We start from the raw sequence: 13,090 nt of genomic DNA on the forward strand, positions 1-13,090 counted from the left end.
GACGCCGTCTATCAGTACGCGTCGGCGCCCATCCCGAGCATGGGGGTGTCGGGGCTTCCGGTCCCCTCGAAGCCGGGCGCGGACTGTCGGCCGCGGTCCTCGTGGAGGACGACGAGCCCGCCGCCGATGTCGCTCGCGACCGTGAACCCGCGCTCGGCGACGGCGCCCCAGAACGACGTGTCCTCGGTCCGGTAGCGCATGCGGGTCTCCGGGTTCGTCGGGTCGCTGACGTCGTGGACGGTCACGCCGCCGTCGTACCAGGACGCGTGGACGCGGTTCGCCGTGACGTCGAAGTTGTGGGACGTCCGGAACGCGTCGACGCTCGGCGGCCGGATCTCGCCGACCTGACGCGGGTCGTCGCCGTCCGAGACGTCGAAGATGCGGATGCCGCCGTAGTCCTCGTCCTCGGGGTTCGTCACGACGTTGCCGGGGAACGTCTCGGCCCCGACGTACACGAGGTCGCCGTCAGGGGACGGCTGGACGTAGTGCGCGTTCCCCGGTCGCGTGAGGTAGCCGGCGCCGTCGAACCCGGGGTCGTCCGCGTCGGGGGCGTTCCCGAACTGAGCGAGCAACTCGGGGTCGCTGGGGTCGCTGACGTCGGCGACGACGACGCCCGCGTCCCAGAACGCCTGGTAGAGGACGTCGTCCTGCACGTAGACGTCGTGGCAGGCGGCCTGTCCGCCGAGCGCGAACGCCGGGAAGTCGTCCTTCAGTCGGTACTCGCCGACGACCGCGGCGTCGGTCGGGTCGCTCACGTCGACGATGGTCGTCCGCGACTCGCTGAACGCGGCGTCGCCGGACTCGTTGACCGTGAGGTATGCGTACCCGTCGTCGAGGAAACAGTTGTGGATGTGGTGCCCGACGTCCACGAACGCCAGTTCGGTCGGGTCGGTGGGGTCGCTCACGTCGACGAGCGTGATGCCGGGACCGCCGTTGCTCGCGAGCGCGGCCAGGTCGCCGTCGACCTTCACGTCGAGAATGCCGCCCGCGGGGGCGGACGCGGTCATGCCGCCGACGACCGCCGGTCGGTTCGGGTTGTGCCAGTCGACGACTGCGAGCCCGTCGCCGACGGCGACGTACGCGAGCGTTCCCTGCGTACTGACCTCGAGGGCACCAGGGACGGCCGCTTCGGAGAACAGGCGGAGCGTGTCGTCTCGCCGCCCGTTCCCCGGCGGGTCCGCGGACGCGGTGCTGCCGAGGGCGGTAGCGGCGAGCAATCCGCTCGTTTTGATTGCAGTACGGCGCGTGAGGCGTGCGTGGTCTGTCATGGCGTATTCTGGAGCGTCGATCGAAACACGATGCGGCCACTATCGGTGATGGGTATCGGTATCCGTCCGATGGGTCGACCGCGTCGCTCGTAAGCATTCGGTTGTCATATAAAGCAGCGTGATACGTTCGACGGTTCGTCCGGCTGTGGGCACTTGACGGCCGGGGATGCTCGGGCTCTCAGTTACTCTCCCGCCGCGGCCACGAACGACGTGCGGCCAGCCAGCAGGGACTCAATCGAAGTAGGCGGCGAGCCGGTCGGCCGCTTCCTCGACGCGGGGCGTGACGAGCGCGAACCGGAGCCAGTCGTCGTACGCGGTCCCGAACGCCTCGCCGGGCATCCCGGCGACGCCGGCCTCGTCGACGAGGCGCTCGACGTTCCCCAGGGTTCCCGGGAACCCATCGAAGCGCGCGAGGACGTAGAACGCGCCGTCGGGGACCGTGTACTCGGCGCCCGCGTCGTCGAGGGCGCTCGTGAACGCGTCGACGCGCTCGCGGAGCAACTCGCGGTTCGCCTCGTGGTACGCGGGGTCGGTCTCGCGGAGCGCGCGGTACGCGGCGTGCTGGCCGGGGCGCGTGGTCGCGACGTTCACGAGCATGTGTCGGCTCTTCGCGTCCTCGACGAGGTCGTGCGGGAACACCGCGTACCCGACGCGGAGCCCGGTCGCGGCGAACGTCTTCGAGAACGAGTTCGTCACGACGCGGTGGTCGCTGTCGACGGAGAGCGCGCTCACGAACGACCCCGAGAGGTCGTAGTGGTCGTACACCTCGTCGCTCACCAGGATGGCGTCGTGTGCTTCCGCGATTGCAGCGAGTTCCTCGACGGTCTCGCGCGGATAGACTGCGCCCGTCGGGTTGTTCGGCGAGTTCACGACGATGGCCGCGAGGTCGTCGCTCGCCGCCTCGCGGACGCGCTCGGGGTCGAGCTGGCCGTCTGCTTCCGCGGGCACGAAGGTCTGCTCGCCGCCGAGCATCGTCGTCTTCCCCGGATAGTACGGGTAGACGGGGTCGGTGAGTATCACCTCTCCGCCGGGTTGGCGTTCGAGCGCTCGCGCCATCGCCAGGTAGTTCGCCTCGCCGCCGCCGTTCGTCACGACGACCTGCCCGGGGTCGACGCCGCGCCTGTCCGCGATCTCCTCGCGGAGGTGCGCGAGGCCCTCGCTCGGCGCGTACTGGAACCGGTCAGCGTCGAAGTCCGCGTACTCGCGGAGGCCGTCGCGGAGCGCCTCAGGCGGCTCCCAGTCGGGGTTCCCGCTCACCATGTCCACGACGTCGCGGTCGGCGTCACTCGCGTACGACATGACGTGGAAGAAAAGCGGCGTCTCGTACTCCATACGTCGACTCCGCGCGCCCGCCGCCTGTAGCTTTCGGCGCCAGCAAGCGCCCGCCGCGAGCGCCAGGACCCCTCGTCGCCGTCTCCCGTGGGTCCGCGCTCGCTCGCGGTGCGAGCGTTCAAATCCCTCCCGAGCGAACGCGGACGCATGAACGAGGACGACGATGGAGGGACGGCGTCGGCAGAGTATCCACGGTCCCAGCGCGTCGGCACGGCGTTACGCGAGCGCGACGCGACGGTCGCGGTCGCGGAGTCCTGCACGGGCGGCCTCGTCGGCGCGCGCGTGACCGCGGTTCCGGGGGCGTCCGATTACTTCGAGCAGGGCGTCGTCGCGTACGCGTACGGCGCGAAGGAGCAACGCCTCGGCGTCAGCCGGGAGGCGCTCGACGAGCACGGCGCGGTGAGCGCGCCCGTCGCCCGGGAGATGGCTCAGGGCGTCCGCGACACCGCCGACGCGACGTGGGGCGTCGCCACCACCGGCGTCGCCGGCCCGAGCGGCGGCACCCCCGAGACGCCAGTGGGCACCGTCTACGTCGGCGTCGCGTACGCCGCGCCGTGGGGGAGCGGCGAGTCGTTCGCGACCGCCGACCGCTACCAGTTCGACGGCGACCGCACCACAGTCCGCGAGCGAACCGTCGACGCCGCCCTCGACGCGCTCCTGGACGCCGTCACCGCCACCGAAGACTGACCGATATCCGACCGCGTCGGTCGCAGGCAGCGTCAGACGCACGTCGGACTCCGACGGCACCGAGGACGTACACTTAAGCCACAGTAGTCGACACTCAACGCGTACCGAATGAACAAGAAGGGTCACCTCATCAACGGCGCACTCCTCGGAATCGGACTGCCGTTCATCACCGCGCCACTCGGCGACCAGGCCAGCGTGCAAGCTGACCTCCTCACGCTCGTCATCGAGATCGCGAAGTTCTTCCCACCCATCGTCCTCGGGGCACTGCTCCCCGACATCGACACCGAGTTCGGCAAGCACCGGAAGACGCTTCACAACCTCCCGCTGCTCGCAGTCGCCATCCTGTACGCCAACCAGTTCGGGAACCTCGAGTACGTCTGGATCGGCATCGCCACCCACTACGTCCTCGACGTCCTCGGGAGCAAGCGCGGCATCGCACTGTTCTATCCGCTCTCCTCCAACGAGACCGGTTTCCCCATCGGCGTGAAGACGTCGAGCAAATGGGCGAACCTCATGACCGTCGCCATCACCGCGTTCGAGCTCGCCGTGTTCGCGCTGTTCGCGCTCGTGCTCTTCCCGAACTTCGACTTCCAGCTCTCCGCGGTCGAACAGGCCATCGGCGGCATCCAGTGACGCCGACGCCCGCGACCTCGCCGCCAGCGAGTCAGTAGACCGCTGCGTCGTCGAACCGGCCGTCGTACAGGAGGTGGCGCGGGTGCGTCGGCTCGGTGCCCTGCAGGAAGATGCGGTCGACCTTCTCCCACGTGTTCTCGACGCCGAGGTGCGCGAACTCCGCGGCCTTCCGCGCGCGATGCGAGAGCGACGACCGACGCCCGACGCGCCGCGGCGCGTCCGCGGCGAACGCCGCCACCACTTCGCTCGCGTTCGAGAGCTCGCGGTCGAACGCCGTCCACGCCTCGCCGACGCTCCCCGTGAGGTGCGCGTACGACGACCCGAACGGCGCCACGTCGAAGTCCGCGACGAGGCGCTTCGCGCGGTCGGCCCATCCGCCGACGAGCTTCGGGTTGTACGCCTCCACGGCCGCGATCTGGTCGCTGTACCGCTGTATCTCCTCGTAGCCGAGGCTCACGTTCAGGAATCGCGGGTGCGGGACGAGCACCGTCGCGTTCTGCCGGGCGAACTCCGCCATCGCCGCCTCCAGCGTTATGAAGTCCGGGACCGGGTCGGTGAGGCCGAGCGCGAGCACGTGCCGGCGGTTCCGCCACGTCCCCGTAAAGACCTCGCGAGCCGGGACGACGACGAGGTCGTCGTCGCTGTACCGTCGAGCAGTCTCCCGGATCGTCGGGAGTTGCTCGAAGTGCGGCGCGTAGACGAGCGCGTCCAGCCCGCGGCGCTTCGCGCGCTCGACCACGCCCTCGTCGAGCACCTTCACGTGCGCGTCCACCCGGAACTCGTCGACCCCCATGTTACTCGGTCGAATCCACGCGGCAAGCATAAGCGCGACGAAACCGCGACCGGGGTTCGCCGGAGTTTTTTCAGCGCACGACGAACCGGGAAGTAGATGACATCCGACTCTCCGTCGCCGCTCGGTCTCGCCGCCCTCTGGCTCGCCGCGACCGCGGCGCTGTGCGCGCCGCTCGCGCTCGCCGCGACCGCCCCACCGACGGACGCCATCTCGCTGCCGTTCGAATCGCTCACCACGCCAGCACTTGCCGTCCTCGCCGCAACCGTCGGCGTCGTGACGCTCGCGGTCGTCATCGGCGTCGCACGCGCCGGTACGTCCACCGACCGCTGGGGCAACCGCGTCGCCACGGCCGCTGTCGTCGCCGTCGTTTCCTCCTTCCTCGCCGCCGCCACGCTCACCCCACCCGACCCGCTCACGCAACTGGTCGTTGGCGTCCCACTCGTCGGCGTTGCCCTCCTCGCCGCCCACGCCGCCGTCGCGTTCGGCGTCGACGAACGCGTCCGCGCGCTCACCTGACGACGACGCTCGGACAACCTTCAAGACGACCACCGTCCAAGAGAGCACCAACGAATGGCCTGGGAATGCGGAATCGAAGACTGTGGTGCCGTCTACGACACGCCCGAGGACGCCATCGTCCACCAGACCAACGAGCACGAACGCCGCGAGTGCAAGGTGTGCGGGACCGTCGTCCCCGACGGCTACCTCGCCATCCGGCACGCGTTCAGCGAACACACGCGCGCCGAGTACGTCCGCGCCTACGGCGCCAGCGCACAGGAAGTACGGGACCGCGAGGAGGTCCGCGACGCCATCGAGGCCGAAGCCGACCTGAACGCCGTCGTCGAACGCCTCAACGGCGACGCACACCCGTCGTAGTCATAGCGCCGCCGACCGCGCCTCGCCGCGTCGACGGTCAGAAGAGCTGGTCGCGACGCTCACCGCTCGAAGTCGAACGACGAGAACGCGAACGAACTCCGAGGAAACCGACTACCGTTCTTCGCTGTCGAGCACGCGGATCTGGTCGCCGCGGACCGTGACCGGAATCGGGACCGTCGCCTCGTACAGCTCGACGGTGACCTGGTCCTTGCCCTCGTCGATGCGCTGCACCTGCGCCTTCTCGCCCTTGAACGGCCCCGCGATGAGCTCCACGATGTCGCTCTCCGCGATGCCCTCGACGTCCGGCGTCGGCGAGAGGAAGTGCTCGACCTCGCTGATGTCGGACTCCCCGGGGATGATACCTCGCGCGTGCGGGATCTCCTCGAGCACGCGCTCGATGATACCGGAGTCGTCCGCCTCCACCATCACGTAACTCGTCAGCGAATCCGGCGCGAGCGCCGCGTGGATGTCCTCCATCTCGCGGTTCATGATCATGTCAGCGACCGTTCGTTCCTGGCTCGCCGTGGTCTTGACAGCGTATATCGGCATGCGAGATCACCAGGGAGCGAGTGCGGCACCGGTCGCGGCGTCTTGGATGAACGAGACGACGAGGAAACCCATGAGCTGTGCGATGATGAACCCGAGGATGCCGACGATGACGATGCCGGCGCCCGCGATCTTCGCGATCTGGGAGAACTCGGTGTAGGACGGGGTGCTCGCCAACTTGAGCACGCGAACGTACGACGAGAGCTCCGTCGGTAATTCCATGCGGGTCGGTTCGACGCGCTCGCTTTTCTATCTATTGCATTGCCACGGCGCGGCCGCCCCCACGGGCGGTCCGCGCGCACGAACCCGAATCGACGAAGCCGTCGTGGTCGGCGACCGAGCCGTCGCGCTCGTCACCCGAGCCGTCGCTCCGAGCGCGGTCGTCGAGGAGGAATGGAGTCGTCGACGCGGTCCGTCGAACCGATTACTCGATGAAGTCGATGTCGCTGCCGCCCTGCTGCATCTGCTCGCGTTGCGCCTGGGGCTGCGAGGACACCTGCGTCTCGCCGTCGTCGCCGTTCCCGTAGATCTGCGGGGAGTCGACGCCCGTGACGACGATCATCGTCCGCATCCGGCCTTCGAGGGATTCGTCGACGCTCGTCCCCCAGATGATGCGTGCGTCGGGGTCGATGCGGTCGTATATCTCCTCGACGACGCCCTCGGCCTCTTCGATGCTCATGTCGTTCCCGCCGGTGACGTTCACGAGCGCGCTCGACGCTCCGGAGATGTCGACGTCGAGCAGCGGCGAGCGGAGTGCGGACGTGACGGAGTCCTTGGACTTCGCGTCGGAGTCGGACTCGCCGAGCCCGATCATCGCGACGCCGCCGCGTTCCATGACGGTGCGGACGTCGGCGAAGTCGAGGTTCACGAGGCCGGGCTTCGTGATGAGTTCCGTGATGCCCTTCACGGAACGCATGAGGACCTCGTCGCTGACCTTGAACGCTTGCTTGACGGGGAGCTTCCCGACGGAGTCGAGCAGGCGGTCGTTCGGGACGACGATGACGGTGTCGGAGACGTCACGCAGGCGCTCCAAGCCGGCTTCGGCGTTCGTCCGTCGCACCTCGCCTTCGGCAGTGAACGGCGTCGTGACGATGCTGATCGTGAGCGCGCCCGCTTCGCGAGCGGCCTTCGCGACCACCGGCGCGGAGCCGGTACCGGTGCCGCCGCCGAGCCCGGCGGTGACGAACACCATGTCCGAGCCCTCGATGGACTCGTAGATCTCGCTCTGGGATTCGAGCGCCGCCTCCTCGCCGACCTGCGGGAGCGAACCCGCGCCACGCCCACCGGTCTTGTCCTCGCCCATGAGGATCTTCGTGTCCGCCTCTATCTCGTAGAGGTGCTGGACGTCGGTGTTCGCGGCGACGAGCTTCGCGCCCGTGATGCCCTCCTCGTGGATGCGGTTGATGGTGTTCCCACCGGCCCCACCGCAGCCGACGACGGTGATGTTCGTCTGCAGGTCCTTGAGAACGTCCTCGAGTTGGTCGTCAGTCATCGTCCCCGACTCCCGTGACGGGGTTGGGTCAGGGGCGTCGTCCCCTCCCTGTCGACGCCCGGGGTCCTCCCCGCCTTCGGCCTCGTCTATCGCGTCTTCGACGATCGAATCCATCCTTGACCCTCATTATTCTATGGAGGGTAATTACGTTTCCCCTCTCTGTCAGACGCCCGCATGACGGAAAATTCGCGGGCGACACGAGCGCGGTAATCACCGCTTACCGAGAAAGTAGTTAGAGCTCGAACACGTCCTCCTGGTGGGTGGTGACGTCGTCGGGGTCGATGCGCTCCCCGTCGACCTCGACGGCGTCGCCGCTCGCGAGCCGCCCGAACTTCGGGCCTTCGGGCACGCCTTCCTGGTGTGCGCGTCGCGGGTCGAACGCGTCCTTCGACGCGACCACGCGGTCGTCCTCCCGCCGGACGTCGTCGTAGTCCGCGTCGAGCACGCCGGCGAGTCCGTCGACGAGCGCGTCGTACGCGTCGTCGTCCGGGAACGCGGCGCGACCACGGACCTGCGACCCGCTGTTGCGCGTCTGGAACGCCACGGTCTCGCGGTCGACGAGCGACCGCGTGCGGTCGGCGTCGACCGCTCGCGCGGCCGCCAGAAGGTCGTCCGGGAGCGACCGGGTGACCCAGCCCTCGGCGTCGTCGAGTCGACGGTCACCGAACCGGACGCCGTCCGCGACCGCACCGAGTTCCCCTTCGACCGCGGCGACGACGTCCAGGTCGCGGTCGCCGACCTCCCGCAGCCACGTCTCGCTCACCACGCGATACCCGAGGTCCGCGACGACCGCCTCGAGCGCCGGCCGCGACCCCTCGACGAGCGCGTGCTCCGCGCCACTCGCCGCGAACGCCGCCTCGATGACGTCGCGATGGTCGCCCGGGTCGCCCATCGCGTCCAACCCCCAGTCCGCGGCGACGTGCCCGACCGTCCACGCCGTCTCGCGGACCACGCGCTCGAACCGCGGCACGTAATGCCCGCCACCGAACCCGACGACCGTCCGCTCGCCCATCACCGACCGCTCGCCGTCGGTCGCGCGCTCACCGCTCGACTCCGCACTCCCGTCGCCGTCGAACGCGGAGAGGTCGAGGATGGCTCGCGCCACCGCCTCCGCACCCGCCGGGTCCCGCCACTCGTCCTCGCCGCTCCCGAGTTCGACGAACAACGACGGACAGCCGACGGCGGTCGGCCCGTGATGCGTGCACTCCATCCCGACCTCGTACCCCTCGGGCGCGTACTCGTCGAACGACTCGACGAGCGCCGCCTGCGCGCCCGGCGCCGCCGCCGCGACCGCGTTCGGCTCCCCACCGTACTCCGCCGGCCCGAAGTTCCCCGTGAAGTGCGCCGTGAGGAGCGGCCCCGTCTCGCCCGAATGCCGGGACGCGAACGCCACCAGCGACGGCCGCTCCGAGAACGCACCCGCGACGCCATCCAATTCCAGATGCAGCGCGTCGAACTCCCGAAGCTCGAACGCACCATGACGATAGACGACCCCACCGCCCGCCGCGTCCGGCCGCGAATCGTCCATCGACTCCGTCCAGTCCACGAGGCCCAGCAAGTGCTCGGCGACGTGCGTCGACGCCTCGTCCGCACGACTGACGACGATCCCAATCACGACCCATCGTAACGCCGACGCAGCCAAGAAAGAGTCGATTCCCGCACGACCAACAGCAACGGACCACCAGAACCCTCGCGGCCGCCGAATGGGTGAAGAATCAGTTTACCAGAAACGGCCGCCTGGAGGCGGCCGTATGCCAGACGAGTCAGTCAGTCGGCTCCTTCGGCTGGAGCGCTCTTCGAGCTGAACGCGTCCCGGGCGGTGGTCGCGCTCTGCGCGAAGATACTCTGGACGTCGCCGCGGCGACCCCAGAACAGCCCCAGCGCGAGCACGAGATAGACGACCGTGTACGCGTAGAGGATGAGCATACTGAGTTCCGTCTCGGCGGCGTGACTCGTGGTCGTGAGGATGACCGCGTACTCGGCGACGACCTGCGAGACGAACAGCACGAGCAGCACCACCGCCTCCCGGACCGAGATCTCGAAGTTCGTGATGATGGCGATGGCGAACAGGCTCTGGGCGGCCGTGATCCAGATCTCCGCAGTCTGCTTGTCGTCGAACGGAAGCGTCCCGACGTCACCGTACGCGATGGAGTACACGACCGAGAGCGTCCCGATGAGGAGCGTCCACTGGTTGAGCTTCGAGGAGATGAGCGCGTTGAACCCCGCAGTGGAGCGAGCCTTGTTCACGAGGTACGCGACGACGATGAGTTCCGGACTCTCGGAAGCGAGCGGCGCCACCCACTGGATCATGAAGAACTTCGGGATGCCGTAGTCGACGCCGATGAGCTCCAGGCCGTGCGCGAACGGATGCACGGCGGTGTAGATCATGAGGCCGGAGTAGAGGAACAGCGTGATCGAGGAGGCGGTGCGGACGGGGAACGACCGCTTCTGGAGGTACGCGGGCACGCCGACCTGTTCCTCGTGGTCCTCGACGTCGCCGCGGACGATGATGGCGATGTACGCGATGTAGAGCCCGACGAGGACGAGCGTGTCGACGACGTCGATGCCGCCGAACAGCGGGACGGCGAACGCGAACGCGGTGGCGAGCAGGAGGAAGACGATCTCGAGGCCGAGGTCGCGGTCCAGGTGGACCTTGTTCGCGAGGAAGCCGTCGGCGTCCTCCACGGCAGGGTCCTTCGCGCTGCCGGCGCGGTAGACGGTGAACAGCGCGATACCGGACCAGCCGAGGCCGATGAGGATGCGGTTCGCGCCCGTCATGTTCGCGACCGCGAGGTTCGCGTCGTTACACGCGGCGGCGAGGCCGGTCTCGGCGTTCGAGATGGTCTCGGCGCTGAACTGCGCGCACGCGTCGGCAGTCGCGCCGCCCGAGCCGGCGCCCCACGCGTAGAGCGCGTCGACGGCGTACTCGGGCGCGACTGCGAGCACGGCGAGCACGGCGATGGCGAACGCTCGCGGAACGTCCTTCTCGGCGGTCTCGGCGCCCCACGCGAGCATAAACGACGCGCCGAGGACGGCGACACCGCTCACCGCGACTGTCGTGAGGTTGCCGAGGCCGAACGCCTCGGGGCCACCCAGGAGCTCCACGCTCACCCAGGGTGCGGTGAGGAGCGCGGCGAAGACGAGGGCGACCAGCGGATGACGAAGCCGGTCTTTGAGCATACCTGAACGTCCGTGAAAGTACAAGTAACCCTTGCGATTTACGGAGGCGACGCGCGAGAGGTTCGCAGGCACGCGACCGTTCGGTGACGGTGCGGCGGCGCGTTTTTGTGGTGGGTGCGCGAACGCTCCCGTAAGGCATGTTCGAGCACGTACTCATCGCGACGGACGGGAGCGACTGCGGGACGCGAGCGGCGCGCGCCGGCGTGGAGCTGGCGGCGACGTACGACGCGACGGCGACGGTGGTCGTCGCGGCGGCCGGCGAGCTGTCGACCGCGGACGCGGAGGCGGTCGTGGAGGACGTCGCCGAGATCGGCGCGTCGTCGCGAGTGACGGTGCAGACGCGCGTGGCGACCGAGCAGCCGCGTGTCGCTATCATGGAGGCCGCCGAGGACGTCGACGCGGACGTCATCGCGATGGGACGGCACGGGCACACGAACCTCGAGGAGCGGTTCCTTGGGAGCGTCACGGAGCGCGTGCTCCGGGCGACAGACCGCGCCGTCCTCACCGTCCCCGGTCGGGGGAGTGGACTCGGGGAGTACGACGACGTCCTGGTGACGTCCGACGGGAGCGACGCTGCTCGCGCCGCCGTCCGGCCGGGCGTGAACCTCGCGTCGACGTACGACGCGGTTCTGCACCTGCTTTCGGTCGTCGACGTCGCGTACGAGGCGGGGCCGTTCAACGCTGGTGGCGTCGACGACGCGTACGTCGACCGGCTCGTCGCGGACGCCGAACACGAACTGGACGTGTTCGCGGCGGCGTGCGAGGAGTCCGCTCGCGACGATTCGCTCGCCATCGAGCAGGCGGTTCGGACGGGCACGCCGTCCGCGGAGATCGCGGCGTACGTCGAGGACGCGGGCGTGGACCTGGTCGCGATGGCGTCCACGGGCGAGGGGTCGTTCGCGGGCCAGCTGCTCGGGAGTACGACCGACCGCGTCCTCCGGACCGTCGACGTCCCGGTGCTCGTGGTTCCCGGCGGGGACTGACCGAGCGCGGTGACGGCCAGGTCCAGACCGCCAGTTGGTCGCGTCGGTTCTCGCCGCGCCCGCATCGCTTTTGGTCGGCGGTCGCGACGCTCTCGCTATGGACGTGTACGGCCTGATCGGGAATCCCGTCGGGCATTCGCTGTCGCCACCGATGCACGAGGCGGCGTACGACACACTGGGGTTGAACGCGCGCTATGTGACGTTCGAACCCGCGGAGGATGCGGTCGCGGCGGCCGTCGAGGGCGCTGGGGCGCTCGGGGTCGCTGGGTTGAACGTGACGGTGCCGTTCAAGCAGGACGTGGCTGCGCTGCCGTCGGTGGCGACGGACGACCTGGCGTCGGCGGTCGGCGCGGTGAATACGCTCGACTTCTCGGGGGAACAGGTGACGGGCCACAACACGGACGTCGAGGGCGCGGTTCGCGCGCTCCGCGAGCAGGGCGACGCCTCGCTATCGGGCGCGACGGCGGTGGTCGTCGGCGCTGGCGGCGCTGGCCGGGCGGTCGCGTTCGGGCTGGCGGACGCGGGCGCGTCGGTCCGGGTCGCGAACCGGACGGCGAGTCGCGCGACCGACCTCGCCGCGGCGGTGGAACGCGAAGTCGGGGGCGCGACCGCGACCGGCGGCGGCCTCGACGCGCTCGACGGGTGGCTGGCGGACGCGGACGTCCTCGTGAACGCGACGAGCGTCGGGATGGAGTCGGACGAGACGCCCGTCCCCGCAAGCGCGCTCCACGAGGGTCTCGTGGTGCTCGACGCCGTCTACGCGCCTCTGGAGACGCGCCTGCTCCGGGACGCGGCGGCGGCGGGTGCGACGACCGTCGACGGCGCGTGGATGCTCCTCCACCAGGGCGCGGCAGCGTTCGAGCACTGGACCGGCGAGGACGCGCCCGTCGACGCGATGAACGCCGCGCTCCGCGCGCACCTCGACGCGTAGCATCCCACGGCCGCGGCTCGCTGCCGGTAACGTGGCCTTACCGCAGCCGGCCGAAGGGGCGTGTGCCGCAAGCTGGTCGCCGTGAGTCGCTTTTAAGTCCGGTGGGGTTCCAGTGTCCCCCAATGGGACTGCTATCGAAACTGAAGTCTGTATTGGGTCTCGGCGACGACGACGACCGCGCCAGTCAGCGGTCCGGGGACGTCGGCGTCACGGTCGAACGAGAGCGAGAGGAAGCCGATGCCGCGAACGAAGCCGCCGTCAAAGGCGTCGACGGCGAAGACGAAGAAACGGACGAGGAAGCCGACGAAGACGACGTCGACGATGAACCCGACGAAGAAGCAGTCGAAGACGACGTCGAGGAAGCCGACGAAG

The 13,090-nt window shown here is 69.2% G+C and carries 14 protein-coding genes and 1 pseudogene; 7 read left to right on the plus strand and 8 right to left on the minus strand.

Translation table 11 applies throughout. The features are described from left to right. Positions 1-11 precede the first annotated feature (11 nt). Positions 12-1,268: an LVIVD repeat-containing protein gene (locus VYJ16_RS01580; protein WP_336348571.1), complete on the minus strand. Its 1,257-nt coding sequence runs from the start codon at positions 1,266-1,268 to the stop codon at positions 12-14. A 231-nt stretch (positions 1,269-1,499) separates the two neighbouring features. Beyond that, positions 1,500-2,600, minus strand: a complete 1,101-nt coding sequence (locus VYJ16_RS01585) for a pyridoxal phosphate-dependent aminotransferase (RefSeq protein WP_336348572.1) — start codon at positions 2,598-2,600, stop codon at positions 1,500-1,502. 147 nt (positions 2,601-2,747) lie between these two features. On the opposite strand from VYJ16_RS01585, the gene VYJ16_RS01590 reads away from it, so the two are divergent. Together VYJ16_RS01590 and VYJ16_RS01595 are read left to right on the plus strand one after the other, a co-directional pair. Further along, positions 2,748-3,287, plus strand: a complete 540-nt coding sequence (locus VYJ16_RS01590) for a CinA family protein (protein WP_336348573.1) — start codon at positions 2,748-2,750, stop codon at positions 3,285-3,287. Between the two features lie 108 nt (positions 3,288-3,395). Next, positions 3,396-3,920 carry a metal-dependent hydrolase gene (locus VYJ16_RS01595; RefSeq protein ID WP_336348574.1) on the plus strand — a complete coding sequence of 175 codons (525 nt, stop codon included), beginning with the start codon at positions 3,396-3,398 and terminating at the stop codon, positions 3,918-3,920. A 31-nt stretch (positions 3,921-3,951) separates the two neighbouring features. Here the strand turns inward: VYJ16_RS01595 and VYJ16_RS01600 are convergent, their stop codons facing one another. Continuing rightward, on the minus strand, positions 3,952-4,713 hold the full coding sequence (locus tag VYJ16_RS01600) for a PHP-associated domain-containing protein (RefSeq protein WP_336348575.1): 762 nt from the start codon (positions 4,711-4,713) through the stop codon (positions 3,952-3,954). Positions 4,714-4,809: 96 nt separating this feature from the next. Here VYJ16_RS01600 and VYJ16_RS01605 point away from each other — a divergent pair, with 96 nt between their 5' ends. Continuing rightward, entirely contained in the window at positions 4,810-5,229 is a 420-nt protein-coding gene (locus tag VYJ16_RS01605) for a hypothetical protein (protein ID WP_336348576.1), read from the plus strand. A 54-nt stretch (positions 5,230-5,283) separates the two neighbouring features. Beyond that, positions 5,284-5,586, plus strand: coding sequence for a DUF7565 family protein (locus VYJ16_RS01610; RefSeq protein ID WP_336348577.1), 303 nt, complete (start codon positions 5,284-5,286; stop codon positions 5,584-5,586). A gap of 111 nt (positions 5,587-5,697) precedes the next feature. Here VYJ16_RS01610 and VYJ16_RS01615 read toward each other — a convergent pair whose 3' ends face one another. From VYJ16_RS01615 to VYJ16_RS01635, 5 genes are all read right to left on the minus strand, one after another. After that, a complete protein-coding gene (locus VYJ16_RS01615) occupies positions 5,698-6,135 on the minus strand; it encodes a transcription elongation factor Spt5 (protein WP_336348578.1) in 438 nt (145 codons plus the stop codon). A 6-nt stretch (positions 6,136-6,141) separates the two neighbouring features. Further along, the gene (locus VYJ16_RS01620; RefSeq protein ID WP_336348579.1) at positions 6,142-6,354 is read right to left on the minus strand and encodes a protein translocase SEC61 complex subunit gamma; all 213 of its coding nucleotides are present in this window, start codon (positions 6,352-6,354) and stop codon (positions 6,142-6,144) included. A gap of 202 nt (positions 6,355-6,556) precedes the next feature. Next, a complete protein-coding gene (ftsZ, locus tag VYJ16_RS01625; RefSeq protein WP_336348580.1) occupies positions 6,557-7,738 on the minus strand; it encodes a cell division protein FtsZ in 1,182 nt (393 codons plus the stop codon). Between the two features lie 118 nt (positions 7,739-7,856). Further along, positions 7,857-9,239 carry a D-aminoacyl-tRNA deacylase gene (locus tag VYJ16_RS01630; RefSeq protein ID WP_336348581.1) on the minus strand — a complete coding sequence of 461 codons (1,383 nt, stop codon included), beginning with the start codon at positions 9,237-9,239 and terminating at the stop codon, positions 7,857-7,859. Between the two features lie 152 nt (positions 9,240-9,391). After that, positions 9,392-10,804, minus strand: a complete 1,413-nt coding sequence (locus tag VYJ16_RS01635) for a sodium:calcium antiporter (RefSeq protein ID WP_336348582.1) — start codon at positions 10,802-10,804, stop codon at positions 9,392-9,394. Between the two features lie 137 nt (positions 10,805-10,941). Here VYJ16_RS01635 and VYJ16_RS01640 point away from each other — a divergent pair, with 137 nt between their 5' ends. From VYJ16_RS01640 to VYJ16_RS01650, 3 genes and pseudogenes are all read left to right on the plus strand, one after another. Beyond that, positions 10,942-11,787: a universal stress protein gene (locus VYJ16_RS01640; protein ID WP_336348583.1), complete on the plus strand. Its 846-nt coding sequence runs from the start codon at positions 10,942-10,944 to the stop codon at positions 11,785-11,787. A 97-nt stretch (positions 11,788-11,884) separates the two neighbouring features. After that, the gene (locus tag VYJ16_RS01645; RefSeq protein ID WP_336348584.1) at positions 11,885-12,718 is read left to right on the plus strand and encodes a shikimate dehydrogenase; all 834 of its coding nucleotides are present in this window, start codon (positions 11,885-11,887) and stop codon (positions 12,716-12,718) included. Positions 12,719-12,840: 122 nt separating this feature from the next. Beyond that, a pseudogene (locus VYJ16_RS01650) lies at positions 12,841-13,090 on the plus strand (hypothetical protein); the annotation flags it as partial.

Source organism: Halorubellus litoreus, from assembly GCF_037081675.1.
In the GTDB taxonomy this organism is placed as follows: Archaea; Halobacteriota; Halobacteria; order Halobacteriales; family Natrialbaceae; genus Halorubellus; species Halorubellus litoreus.

Excerpts from the sequence above, each read along its gene's own strand:
- VYJ16_RS01580 (WP_336348571.1), bottom strand. The coding sequence starts at position 1,268 with ATGACAGACCACGCACGCCTCACGCGCCGTACTGCAATCAAAACGAGC.
- VYJ16_RS01585 (WP_336348572.1), bottom strand. The coding sequence starts at position 2,600 with ATGGAGTACGAGACGCCGCTTTTCTTCCACGTCATGTCGTACGCGAGT.
- VYJ16_RS01590 (WP_336348573.1), top strand. The coding sequence starts at position 2,748 with ATGAACGAGGACGACGATGGAGGGACGGCGTCGGCAGAGTATCCACGG.
- VYJ16_RS01595 (WP_336348574.1), top strand. The coding sequence starts at position 3,396 with ATGAACAAGAAGGGTCACCTCATCAACGGCGCACTCCTCGGAATCGGA.
- VYJ16_RS01600 (WP_336348575.1), bottom strand. The coding sequence starts at position 4,713 with ATGGGGGTCGACGAGTTCCGGGTGGACGCGCACGTGAAGGTGCTCGAC.
- VYJ16_RS01605 (WP_336348576.1), top strand. The coding sequence starts at position 4,810 with ATGACATCCGACTCTCCGTCGCCGCTCGGTCTCGCCGCCCTCTGGCTC.
- VYJ16_RS01610 (WP_336348577.1), top strand. The coding sequence starts at position 5,284 with ATGGCCTGGGAATGCGGAATCGAAGACTGTGGTGCCGTCTACGACACG.
- VYJ16_RS01615 (WP_336348578.1), bottom strand. The coding sequence starts at position 6,135 with ATGCCGATATACGCTGTCAAGACCACGGCGAGCCAGGAACGAACGGTC.
- VYJ16_RS01620 (WP_336348579.1), bottom strand. The coding sequence starts at position 6,354 with ATGGAATTACCGACGGAGCTCTCGTCGTACGTTCGCGTGCTCAAGTTG.
- ftsZ (WP_336348580.1), bottom strand. The coding sequence starts at position 7,738 with ATGGATTCGATCGTCGAAGACGCGATAGACGAGGCCGAAGGCGGGGAG.
- VYJ16_RS01635 (WP_336348582.1), bottom strand. The coding sequence starts at position 10,804 with ATGCTCAAAGACCGGCTTCGTCATCCGCTGGTCGCCCTCGTCTTCGCC.
- VYJ16_RS01640 (WP_336348583.1), top strand. The coding sequence starts at position 10,942 with ATGTTCGAGCACGTACTCATCGCGACGGACGGGAGCGACTGCGGGACG.
- VYJ16_RS01645 (WP_336348584.1), top strand. The coding sequence starts at position 11,885 with ATGGACGTGTACGGCCTGATCGGGAATCCCGTCGGGCATTCGCTGTCG.